The 10,936-nt window shown below is 72.2% G+C and carries 10 protein-coding genes; 5 read left to right on the plus strand and 5 right to left on the minus strand.

Annotated elements, in window-relative coordinates; genetic code table 11:
• Positions 1–163: 163 nt before the first annotated feature.
• The gene (locus AN218_RS19230) at positions 164–1,936 is read right to left on the minus strand and encodes an acetyl/propionyl/methylcrotonyl-CoA carboxylase subunit alpha (protein WP_070018132.1); all 1,773 of its coding nucleotides are present in this window, start codon (positions 1,934–1,936) and stop codon (positions 164–166) included.
• Between the two features lie 410 nt (positions 1,937–2,346).
• Here AN218_RS19230 and AN218_RS19235 point away from each other — a divergent pair, with 410 nt between their 5' ends.
• Positions 2,347–2,838, plus strand: coding sequence for a hypothetical protein (locus AN218_RS19235; RefSeq protein ID WP_107421509.1), 492 nt, complete (start codon positions 2,347–2,349; stop codon positions 2,836–2,838).
• A gap of 105 nt (positions 2,839–2,943) precedes the next feature.
• Here AN218_RS19235 and AN218_RS19240 read toward each other — a convergent pair whose 3' ends face one another.
• The 4 genes from AN218_RS19240 to AN218_RS19250 form a co-directional block, all read right to left on the minus strand.
• A complete protein-coding gene (locus tag AN218_RS19240; RefSeq protein WP_070018142.1) occupies positions 2,944–3,588 on the minus strand; it encodes a Maf family protein in 645 nt (214 codons plus the stop codon).
• A 74-nt stretch (positions 3,589–3,662) separates the two neighbouring features.
• Positions 3,663–3,800 (minus strand): morphogenic membrane protein MmpB, encoded by a 138-nt coding sequence (mmpB, locus tag AN218_RS36805; protein ID WP_171908718.1) that lies wholly within the window; start codon positions 3,798–3,800, stop codon positions 3,663–3,665.
• Positions 3,801–3,942: 142 nt separating this feature from the next.
• A complete protein-coding gene (locus tag AN218_RS19245) occupies positions 3,943–4,197 on the minus strand; it encodes an acyl-CoA carboxylase epsilon subunit (protein ID WP_070018133.1) in 255 nt (84 codons plus the stop codon).
• 14 nt (positions 4,198–4,211) lie between these two features.
• On the minus strand, positions 4,212–5,804 hold the full coding sequence (locus AN218_RS19250) for an acyl-CoA carboxylase subunit beta (protein ID WP_070018134.1): 1,593 nt from the start codon (positions 5,802–5,804) through the stop codon (positions 4,212–4,214).
• A gap of 192 nt (positions 5,805–5,996) precedes the next feature.
• Between AN218_RS19250 and AN218_RS19255 the strand changes: the two genes are divergently transcribed.
• The 4 genes from AN218_RS19255 to AN218_RS19270 all read left to right on the plus strand — a co-directional run.
• Positions 5,997–6,932, plus strand: coding sequence for a biotin--[acetyl-CoA-carboxylase] ligase (locus tag AN218_RS19255; RefSeq protein WP_070018135.1), 936 nt, complete (start codon positions 5,997–5,999; stop codon positions 6,930–6,932).
• Between the two features lie 305 nt (positions 6,933–7,237).
• Entirely contained in the window at positions 7,238–8,476 is a 1,239-nt protein-coding gene (locus AN218_RS19260) for an adenylate/guanylate cyclase domain-containing protein (protein ID WP_107421508.1), read from the plus strand.
• 114 nt (positions 8,477–8,590) lie between these two features.
• Positions 8,591–9,400: an enoyl-CoA hydratase/isomerase family protein gene (locus tag AN218_RS19265; protein WP_171908719.1), complete on the plus strand. Its 810-nt coding sequence runs from the start codon at positions 8,591–8,593 to the stop codon at positions 9,398–9,400.
• Positions 9,401–9,611: 211 nt separating this feature from the next.
• A partial coding sequence (locus AN218_RS19270; protein ID WP_070018136.1) for a GGDEF domain-containing protein occupies positions 9,612–10,936 on the plus strand: 1,325 nt, incomplete at its 3' end.

Consider the following 10,936-nt stretch of genomic DNA (forward strand, 5'->3'; position numbering starts at 1 on the left):
CGCCGCCCCGTACAGGGGACGGCGGGCGGCCTTCGTACGAGCCTTACCGCGGTCTCTTCACGTCGGTCTCTTCGCGTCGGTCTCTTCGCGTCGGCCTCTTCGAGCCGGTCTCTTCGTGCCCGGCCCGGCTCCGTCAGGCCCCGTCGGTCTTCGTCGGTCTGCGTCAGTCCTTGATCTCGCAGATGACGGTGCCGGCGGAGAGGGAGCCGCCGACCTCGGCGTGGAGGTCCTTGACGGTGCCCGAGCGGTGGGCGTTGAGGGGCTGTTCCATCTTCATCGCCTCGAGTACGACGACGAGTTCGCCTTCCTCGACCTGCTGGCCCTCCTCGACGGCGACCTTGACGATGGTGCCCTGCATCGGGGAGGCGAGCGCGTCGCCGGAGGCGGCGCTGCCGGCCTTCTTCGCGGCTTTGCGCTTGGGCTTCTTGCTGCCGCCGGCGGCGGGTGCGGCCGTCACGCCGAGCGAGGAGGGCAGCGAGACCTCCAGGCGCTTGCCGCCGACCTCGACGACGACGGTCTCGCGGGCGCTTTCGTCCTCGTCCGCGTCGGTGCCGGGCGCGGCGAAGGGCTTGATGTCGTTGACGAACTCGGTCTCGATCCACCGGGTGTGGACGTCGAAGGGCGCGTCCGTACGGCCGTTGACCTCGGGCGCGAACGCGGGGTCGCGTACGACGACGCGGTGGAAGGGCAGGGCGGTGGCCATGCCCTCGACGGTGAACTCCTCCAGGGCGCGCGAGGCCCGCTGGAGCGCCTGCTGCCGGGTGGCGCCGGTGACGACGAGCTTGGCCAGCAGCGAGTCCCATGCGGGGCCGATGACGCTGCCGGACTCCACGCCGGCGTCCAGCCGTACGCCGGGTCCGCTGGGCGGCGCGAAGGCGGTGACGGTGCCGGGGGCGGGCAGGAAGTTGCGGCCGGGGTCCTCGCCGTTGATGCGGAACTCGAAGGAGTGGCCGCGCAGTTGGGGGTCGTCGTAGTCGAGGTGTCCGCCGTCGGCGATGCGGAACATCTCCCGTACGAGGTCGATGCCGGTGACCTCTTCGGTGACGGGGTGTTCGACCTGGAGGCGGGTGTTGACCTCCAGGAAGGAGATGGTGCCGTCCTGGCCGACGAGGAACTCGCAGGTGCCGGCGCCGTAGTAGCCGGCTTCCTTGAGGATGGCCTTCGAGGCGCGGTACAGCTCGGCGTTCTGTTCGTCGGTGAGGAAGGGCGCGGGCGCCTCCTCCACCAGCTTCTGGTGGCGGCGTTGCAGGGAGCAGTCGCGAGTGGAGACCACGACGACGTTGCCGTGCCGGTCGGCCAGGCACTGTGTCTCCACGTGCCGCGGGCGGTCCAGATAGCGCTCGACGAAGCACTCGCCGCGGCCGAAGGCGGCGACGGCCTCGCGCACGGCGGAGTCGTAGAGCTCCTCGACCTCGTCCAGGGACCGGGCCACCTTCAGGCCGCGTCCGCCGCCGCCGAAGGCGGCCTTGATGGCGATGGGCAGTCCGTGTTCCTCGGCGAAGGCGGTGACCTCGTCGGCGCCGGAGACCGGGTCCTTGGTGCCGGCGACGAGGGGTGCGCCGGCGCGTTCGGCGATGTGGCGGGCGGAGACCTTGTCGCCGAGGCCGCGGATCGCGTCCGGCGGGGGCCCGATCCACGTCAGACCGGCGTCGAGGACGGCCTGTGCGAAGTCGGCGTTCTCGGAGAGGAATCCGTAGCCGGGGTGGACGGCGTCCGCGCTCGAATCGGCCGCGGCCTTCAGCACCTTGTCCATGTCCAGGTAGCTGGTGGCCGGGGTGTCACCGCCCAGGGCGAATGCCTCGTCGGCGACGCGGACGTGCAGGGCGTCCCGGTCCGGCTCGGCATAGACGGCGACGCTCGCGATTCCCGCGTCCCGGCAGGCGCGGGCGACGCGAACAGCGATTTCGCCGCGGTTGGCGATGAGCACCTTGCGCACGATGACTCCCTACTTGGCGCTGCGCCGCAACAGGATTTGATGTGGTGGGTGTGCCGTGAGTTTAGGTACTGGCGACACCACTGGCCGAGTCGCCCACAGGCGTGAGCTTTCCCACACGGACTGTGACGTGCGGCCGTCACGAGTGCCGTGTGCCCCGTCGTCCCAAGGTACGCCGCGTTCGTCGCGATGCCCGGGGATCTTCCGATGTGGTCAACGTCTCCGCGCGGCACCGGGGGCCCAACGGCTCGGTCTTTGTGGGGTTCCTATGAATCACAGAGCGAAACTTTGCTTCGCGACCGGCCTCTTGCCGGGCGTGATACCCGTAAGTAGCGTTCACGGTGCCATGGCGGCGTACTCCAGGTAACGAACACCGGCCATGGCCGGTGTGATGCGGAAGTGGGGTGGGCGAGGTGGGTCTCCGACGGTCGGTGGCCGCTGCCGCGGCGCTGATACTGGTGGTCGAGGCGGTCGGCATCGTGCTGCTGAACATCTTTCTCGGCATGGTCGTGGACGATCAGCAAATGTCCATGGCCGGGCTCGAACCTCGCTCGATGTCCCTCTCGGCCGTCGTCGCCGGCGCGCTCTTCGGCGCCTATCTGCTGCTGTGCGCTGTGGTGTTGGTCCGTACGGCTGTGACCGACAAGGCGCCGCTGGGACTGCTGCGCATCGTGCTGATCAGCGCGGCCGTCGTGCACGGACTGCTGGGCGCCGCGTCCGTCGGGCTGGTCGGCTGGCTGGCGTTCCTGTTCATGATGGTGGTGCTGGGCCTGATCGTCTGGTCGCTGGTCTCGTACACCGTCGAAGAGCCCCCGGGGAAGGGGGCGTCCGAGCCGCCGCAGACGTCGGGTCCTTCCGGTCCTGCCGGGGCCGGGCCCGCGCATCCGGAGCCCTCGGCCCCCTAGCGTTCATCCCTCGCCGGGCCGCGCCCGCCGGGTCAACCGGGTCAACTCGCGGGCGGTGACCGTCAGTTCGGCTGCGTCAGTTCGGCTGGGTCCGTCCGGGCTCCGTCACGCCCAGAGGCCGGTGATCGACACCTCCAGCCGCGCGAGCAGGTCGCGCAGCAGCGGCAGCGACAGTCCGATCACGTTCCCGTGGTCGCCCTCGATGCCCCGTACGAACGGTGCGGAGCGCCCGTCGAGCGTGAACGCGCCCGCCACGTGCAGCGGTTCGCCCGTCGCCACGTACGCGGCGATCTCCGCGTCGGTGGGCTCGCCGAAGTGCACCGTGGTCGCCGCCGTGGCCGAACTGCCTTTGCCCGTACGGGTGTCGAGCATGCAGTGGCCCGTCTGGAGCACCCCGGAGCGTCCGCGCATGGCCTTCCAGCGCGCGGTGGCCTCCTCCGGGTCGGCGGGCTTGCCCAACGGCTCGCCGTCCAGCTCCAGTACGGAGTCGCAGCCGAGTACGAGGGCGTCCGCCGCCTCGGGGAGCGCGGCGACCGCGCGTGCCTTCGCCTCCGCGAGCACACGGGCGAGTTCGCCGGGCGTCGGCGCTGAGAGCGCGTCCTCGTCCACGCCGCTGACGATCACCTCCGGGGCGAATCCCGCCTGTTGCAGCAGGCCCAGCCTGGCCGGTGACGCGGAGGCGAGCACGAGCCGCCGTGCGGGCGCGGGCGGAGGGTTCGCCGGGGTCGCTGAAGTCGCAGTGGAGGGCATGGAGCCCATCGTAGAGACCGGGCGTACGGCACCGGCAGGGCGTCCGCAGGGCATCCCGGGCCCACGCATACCCCCTACGCGCTCGGCCTGACGTTGGCCAGCACGACGGAGGCGATCACGACCACGGGCAGCAGCCAGTACAGGCGGCGCAGCATCACCAGCGTCGCGCGCATCTCCGTCGGAGGCTCGTCTCGGGGGTCGGACCACAGCATGCGTTCCATGCTGGGGCGCACGAGCGGAGGGCGCCTGAGTACGCGTACTCATTCCTGTGCCCGGAGCACGGGATTGACGCGCCCCCCCGTCTGTCCGTACGCCCGTACGCCCGCTCCGAACTCCGGGCGTACGGCGGCCCGTTCAGGCAGGCCAGTACGTCGTACGCCACGCCTTCGGGCCCGGATGCGGCACGCGCCGCGGTACCGTGCGCGCCGGGTCCGACCACTCCTGGGCGCTGCGGGCGTGGCCCTGCTCCTCGGCGGCCGCCGCGGCGGCCCGTGCCCTGACCACCGCGAGCGCGGCGGCCAGCTCCTCCGGGGTCGGGTTGCCCCGTACCACCTTGACCGGCGGGATGGGCGGGTGCTCCCCCTGCCCCTGCGTCGTCGGGTCGAGCATGGCGAACGGCCTCCTCACAGCGGGATGTTGCCGTGCTTCTTCGGGGGTAGCTGCTCGCGCTTGGAGCGGAGAGTGCGCAGCCCGCGCGTGATGTGGCGGCGGGTCTCGGACGGCATGATCACAGCATCCACATACCCGCGTTCGGCGGCGGCATACGGGTTCAGCAGCGCGTCCTCGTACTCCTGCGTCAACTCCGCCCGCAGCTCCTCGCGTTGGGCGTCGTCCTCGACGCCGGCCAGGCGCTTGCGGTAGAGGATGTTGACCGCTCCCTGAGCACCCATGACGGCGATCTGCGCGGTGGGCCAGGCGAAGTTGAGGTCGGCGCCCAGGTGCTTGGAGCCCATGACGTCGTACGCGCCGCCGAACGCCTTGCGGGTGATGACCGTGACCAGCGGCACCGTCGCCTCGGCGTAGGCGTAGATGAGCTTGGCGCCGCGCCGGATGATGCCGTCGTACTCCTGGTCGGTGCCCGGCAGGAAGCCCGGCACGTCGACGAAGGTGATCACCGGGACGTTGTAGGCGTCGCAGGTGCGCACGAAGCGCGCGGCCTTCTCGCTCGCGTCGATGTTGAGACAACCGGCGAACTGTAGCGGCTGGTTGGCGACGACGCCGACCGACTGGCCCTCGATCCGCCCGAAGCCGGTGATGATGTTCGGCGCGAACAGCGCCTGGGTCTCCAGGAATTCGCCGTCGTCCAGCACGTGCTCGATCGCGGAGTGCATGTCGTACGGCTGGTTCGCGGAGTCCGGGATGAGGGTGTCCAGTTCGCGGTCCTCGTCCGAGGTCTCCAGGTCCGCCTCCTCGGGGAAGACGGGCGGCTCGGAGAGGTTGTTGGACGGCAGATAGGACAGCAGCGCCTTGACGTACTCGACGGCGTCCTTCTCGTCCCCGGACATGTGGTGCGCGACGCCGGAGGTCGTGTTGTGCGTGCGCGCGCCGCCCAGCTCCTCGAAGCCGACGTCCTCACCGGTCACCGTCTTGATGACGTCGGGCCCGGTGATGAACATGTGCGAGGTCTGGTCGACCATCACCGTGAAGTCCGTGATGGCGGGCGAGTAGACGGCGCCGCCGGCGCACGGGCCGACGATGAGGCTGATCTGCGGTACGACGCCGGAGGCGTGCACGTTCCTGCGGAAGATCTCCGCGAACAGGCCCAGCGCGACGACGCCTTCCTGGATGCGCGCGCCGCCGCCGTCGTTGATGCCGATGATCGGGCAGCCGTTCTTCAGCGCGAAGTCCATGACCTTGACGATCTTCTCGCCGTACACCTCGCCGAGGGAGCCGCCGAAGATCGTGAAGTCCTGTGAATAGACGCACACGGGACGGCCGTCGACCGTTCCGTACCCGGTGACGACTCCGTCGCCGTACGGACGGTTCGCATCCAGGCCGAAGTTGGTGGAGCGGTGCCGGGCGAACTCGTCCAGCTCCGTGAAACTCCCCTCGTCGAGCAGGAGATCGACCCGCTCGCGGGCGGTCAGCTTGCCCTTCGCGTGCTGCTTCTCCACCGCGCGCTGCGAGCCCGCGTGCGTCGCCTCCGCGGCGCGGCGTTCGAAGTCCGCGATCTTCCCCGCGGTCGTGTGGATGTCTGGGCTCTCCTGCTCGGACATCTGCGTGCGGCTCCTCGTCGTCGGGGGTGCGGCTACCGGTCCGTAGAGGCTATCGGCGAAGAAGCCTTTCGTCGGTGCGGCGTTGACCACACTCGGACCGCTGCGGGGACGCCCGCGTACGTGCCGGTGCGTGCCGTCCGCCCGCACCGTCCGCGCGGGCAGAGGCGTCGTGTTCCGGCCTACGCTGACGCCATGACGCCGAACCCGCCCGCCGAGAACCCGGGCAGCCGCTGGTCCGACCTCAGCCGCCCCCCGCTCAACGCCGCCGCGCTGCGCCGCGGACTGACCGGCGCGGACAGCATGTGGACGTCGCTGGAGGTTCTCGAGCGCACCGGCTCGACCAACACCGACCTCGCCGCACGGGCACGCGAGGGCAGCGCACGGGAGGGCGCCGTCCTCGTCGCGGAGGAGCAGACGGCGGGGCGCGGACGGCTGGAGCGCGGCTGGAGCGCCCCCGCACGCTCGGGCGTCTTCGTCTCGGTTCTGGTGGTGCCGCCGGTACCGCAGGAGCGCTGGGGCTGGGTGCCGCTGATCGCGGGCGTCGCCACGGCGAGCGCGCTCGCGCGCGCGGCCGGCGTCGACACCAAGCTGAAGTGGCCGAACGACATCCTCGTGGACGTCGAGGGCGAGGAGCGCAAGACGGGCGGCATCCTCGCGGAACGCACGGACGTCGCACCGGGGGCCGCGTCCGCGGAGGTCGGCTCCGGTTCCGGCTCCGGCTCCGGCGGCGCCGGCATCGTCCTCGGCATCGGCCTCAACGTCTCGCTGCGCGCCTCGGAACTGCCCGTGCCCGCCGCCGGTTCGCTGCTGCTCGCGGGCGCGACGGGCACCGACCGCGATCCGCTGCTGCGCGCGGTGCTGCGCTCCTTCGAGGACTGGTACGGGCGCTGGGTCGCCGCCGACGGCGATCCGCTCGCCAGCGGCGTACTGGAGGCGTACGCCGCGGGATGCGCGACCCTCGGGCGCGAGGTGCGGGCCGAGCTGCCCGGCGGCGAGGAACTGACCGGGGAGGCCGTGGCCGTCGACAGCGACGGACGGCTCGTCATCGGTACGGACGCGGGGGTGCAGCGGCCCGTCGCGGCGGGCGACATCGTGCATCTGCGCGGCCACGGAGGCGCACGCTCCTGAGCGGGCCCGCGGGGTCGGGACCGGGCCGGGCCTCCGGCCGGAAGCGGAATCGAAGCGCGGGGGAGCACGGGGGCATTCGAGGGCGCCCGGCCACAACTCGCGCACACCGTACGTGTTCCGCCGAGCCGGTGGTCCGCTTCTGATGCTCCGTTCGCAGAGGGGCCAGTTCAGCGCACTGCTGCCGTATTGTTGGCACGCGGCGGAGGGGACACGGATGTGACGCGTCCCGGTGATCCCCGGAAGATCTCAGCAAGAGAACGGAAGGGCAGTGCGCAGGGACGACCGGACCTGGCAAGGGGCGGACAGTGGCCGACGATGAACCGGACGTTCCCGCGCGTACGTCCGGGTCGCAGCCGGCGCCCGAGCCGGAGCGCGCAGGGGACGCGGAAGGCGGCGACCCGGCCTCGCCCGGCGCCGACGGATCCGCCAGCGCCGACGGCCCGACCGAGCGCCCGTCCGAGAACCGGAGCCACGGCCGGGACGAGAGCCAGAACAATCCGGCTCAGGGCCAGGCCGCCGCGGACGACGACGAGGAGGACGACCCGAGCGCGCTGCGCATCGAGCAGCTCATCCTCGGTTCGAAGCGCCAGTACACGCCGTTCCAGGCGGCCCGCGCCGCCGGCGTCTCGATGGAGCTGGCCTCCCGCTTCTGGCGCGCGATGGGCTTCGCCGACGTCGGCCAGGCCAGGGCGCTGACCGAGGCGGACGTGCTCGCACTGCGCCGGCTCGCCGGACTCGTCGAGGCGGGGCTGCTGAGCGAGGCGATGGCCGTACAGGTCGCCCGCTCCACCGGGCAGACCACCTCGCGCCTCGCGGACTGGCAGATCGACTCCTTCCTGATGGGCCTCACGGAGCCGCCCGAGCCCGGGATGTCGCGCAACGAGGTCACCTATCCGCTGGTGCAGCTCCTCCTGCCGGAGCTTCAGGAGTTCCTGGTGTACGTGTGGCGGCGGCAGCTCGCGGCGGCCACCGGCCGGGTCGTACAGGCCCTGGACGACGAGGACACCGTGGCCCGGCGGCAGGCGATCGCCTTCGCCGACCTGGTGGGCTTCACCCGGCTCACGCGCCGCCTGGAGGACGACGAACTGGGCGAGCTGGTCGAGGCGTTCGAGACCACGGCCGCCGATCTGGTCGCCGCCAACGGCGGCCGGCTGATCAAGGCGCTGGGCGACGAGGTGCTCTACGTCGCCGAGGACGCCGGCACCGCGGCCGAGATCGGGCTGCGTCTGATCGAGACCATGGCGAACGACCCGACGATGCCGGAGCTGCGCGTCGGGATCGCCTTCGGCACGATGACGACGCGCATGGGCGACGTCTTCGGCAACACCGTCAACCTCGCGAGCAGGCTGACGTCGATAGCGCCGAAGGACAGGGTGCTCGTGGACGGCGACTTCCGCGCGGAGCTGGTCGCCTCGGGCGACGCCCCCGAATCGGAGAAGGAGACCGAGGACCTCTCGGGCTTCCCGTACGCGCTCCAGCCGCTGTATCAGCGGCCGGTGCGCGGGCTGGGCGTCGTCGAGCCCTGGATGCTCGGCCGCCGCTGACCGCTGCCCTGCCTCCTGCGCCGACCGCCGCGTCGTCCTCGCGCTCGTAACGCCCGCCCCTCCCCGTACAGTTGCCCGCGACACTGGTGAGCGAGCGTTAACCGGAGGGGTCGCATGAGCACGGTGAGCGAAGAGCGGTACGGCGAGTGGATCGTGGTCCGCAAGGACGCCGGGAGCCATGTCGCGGAGCTCGTCCTGGACCGTCCGAAGGCCCTGAACGCCGTCTCCTCCGAGGTCGCCGCCCGGCTCGCCGCGGCATGTGAGGCGCTCGCCGCGGACGACGGCGTCCGTGCCACGGTGCTGACCTCCAGCAACGAGCGGGCGTTCTGCGTCGGCGCGGACCTGAAGGAGCGCAACTCGCTCAGCGACGCCGAGTTGGGCCGCCACCGTCCCACCGCCCGCGCCGCCTACACCGGCGTACTGGAACTGCCGATGCCGACGATCGCCGCGGTGCACGGCTACGCGCTCGGCGGCGGGTTCGAACTCGCCCTGTCCTGCGATCTGATCGTCGCCGACCCCAGCGCCGTCGTCGGGCTGCCCGAGGTCTCGGTCGGCGTCATCCCGGGCGGCGGCGGTACGCAGTTGCTGCCGCGCCGCGTCGGCGCCGCCCGCGCCGCCGAGCTGATCTTCTCCGCGCGCCGGGTCGAGGCCGCCGAAGCACGCGAACTCGGCCTCGTCGACGTGCTGGTGGAGCCGGGGCAGGACCGCGCGGAGGCGCTGGCGCTCGCCGCCCGTATCGCCGGGAACTCGCCGGTCGGGCTGCGCGCGGCCAAGCGTGCGCTGCGTACGGGGTGGGGCATGGACCTGCGCGCCGGACTGGAGATCGAGGACGCGGCCTGGCGCACGGTGGCCTTCTCCGGCGACCGCGCGGAGGGCGTGGCCGCGTTCAACGAGAAGCGGAAGCCGCAGTGGCCGGGCGAGTGAGCCGCCGGGGTTCCGAGGCGTCCCTCCGTAACGGTACGGAGGGACCCGTCCGCGCCCGGTAACCCGTACGGCAGCTTCCGCCGGAGCCGCTTCGGGCCCGCCCGTGCCGCCGGGACGGCGCGGTGCTCGGGGGCGTACGGAGCGTGCAGGGCGCAATGGAGGACCAGCCGGGCTTGAGAAGTTTGTACGGAATGGTCCTAGCCTGGCTCTCATGGGAGAGGGAGCAGACATACGCCTGCGGGCCGTCGCCGAGCTGACCCAGGCCATGGCCGCGGCCCAGCGCTTCTGTGAGGCGCACCCCCGGCACTCCGCGCACCGCGAGGTCGTGCACGCCGCCGCCGTACGGGCATGCGCGGCGCTGAACGGCTCCTTCGCGTCCCTCTCGGCGCTGGACCGGGCCCGCGGACTGCTCGACGTACTGGTCAACGTGGGTCAACTCGCCCCGGGCGAGAGCGTGTTCCCCGACGACGAGTCGTATCCGGTGCACGACTTCCCGCAGATCGCCGGGCCGCTGCCCGAGGGGTGGCCGGGGGCGGAGGGCGGCGGTCCGCCCGCCGCCTGGATCGAGACGGCGGCCCCCGGCGGCCCGGCCCCCGCCAGCCGGGCTTCCGATGTCCCGAGCCGCAACGGCCCGAGTCCCAGCGCCCGGGCCGCCGCCCTGCGCCGTCGCGGGCGCGGTAGCTGCGTCGTCGCGCCGATAGTGCTGCGCGGACGCGCCTGGGGCGAGCTGTATGTGGCCCGCGACCCCGGAGCCCCGGTCTTCGACCGCGCCGACGCGCACTTCGCGGCGGTGCTCGCCGAGGTGATCTCCGCGGGCATCGCACAGAACGAACAGCTCGAAGAGGTGCGCCGGCTCGCCTTCACCGACGAGCTGACCGGGCTGGCCAACCGGCGGGCCGTCGAGGGCACGCTGGACGACGGACTGGAGCGCCACCGCGCGGACGGCACCGTGGTGAGCCTCGCCGTGTGCGACGTCAACGGCCTCAAGCGCGTCAACGACGAACGCGGCCACGCGGCGGGCGACCGGCTGCTGGAGCGCTTCGGCATGGTGCTCTCGCTGGCGGGCGCCCAGCTCCCCGGAGCGCTGGCGGCACGGCTGGGCGGCGACGAGTTCTGTCTGCTGACGGTCGGTCCGTCCGCCGACCAGGCCGTACGGGCCGCCGAGGAGGTCTGCCGCAGGGCGCTGGCGCTGCGGGACGGGGACGGGGTCTCGTGCGGGGTGGCCTCGACGGGCGATCCGATCGGTCCCGTACGGTCGGCGGCCCGCCTCTTCCGGCTCGCGGACGCCGCGCAGTACCGGGCGAAGGCGGCGCGGGCGCTGGCGCCGGTCGTCGCCGGGCGCGAAGGCGGCCCCGAGGATCCGGTGGTGCGCCTTGCGGACGCCTCGCAGACGGAGGGGGAGCCGCCGTCACCGCCGCCCGGCGAGCGCCGCCACTTCCGCGGACACACGGCGAAGCCGGACGGTCCGGCTCCGCCCGAAGAGTCAGCCCAGTCGAGGCAGTCGGACCGGCCCGAACGTCCCGAACACTCCGAATG

The sequence above is a fragment of the Streptomyces nanshensis genome (genome assembly GCF_001751255.1).
Classification (GTDB): domain Bacteria; phylum Actinomycetota; class Actinomycetes; order Streptomycetales; family Streptomycetaceae; genus Streptomyces; species Streptomyces nanshensis_A.

Bases quoted from the DNA above. Each gene is read 5' to 3' on its own strand.
- AN218_RS19240 (WP_070018142.1), bottom strand. From the start codon at position 3,588: ATGCCCTCCACTGCGACTTCAGCGACCCCGGCGAACCCTCCGCCCGCG.
- mmpB (WP_171908718.1), bottom strand. From the start codon at position 3,800: ATGCTGTGGTCCGACCCCCGAGACGAGCCTCCGACGGAGATGCGCGCG.
- AN218_RS19245 (WP_070018133.1), bottom strand. From the start codon at position 4,197: ATGCTCGACCCGACGACGCAGGGGCAGGGGGAGCACCCGCCCATCCCG.
- AN218_RS19250 (WP_070018134.1), bottom strand. From the start codon at position 5,804: ATGTCCGAGCAGGAGAGCCCAGACATCCACACGACCGCGGGGAAGATC.
- AN218_RS19255 (WP_070018135.1), top strand. From the start codon at position 5,997: ATGACGCCGAACCCGCCCGCCGAGAACCCGGGCAGCCGCTGGTCCGAC.
- AN218_RS19265 (WP_171908719.1), top strand. From the start codon at position 8,591: ATGAGCACGGTGAGCGAAGAGCGGTACGGCGAGTGGATCGTGGTCCGC.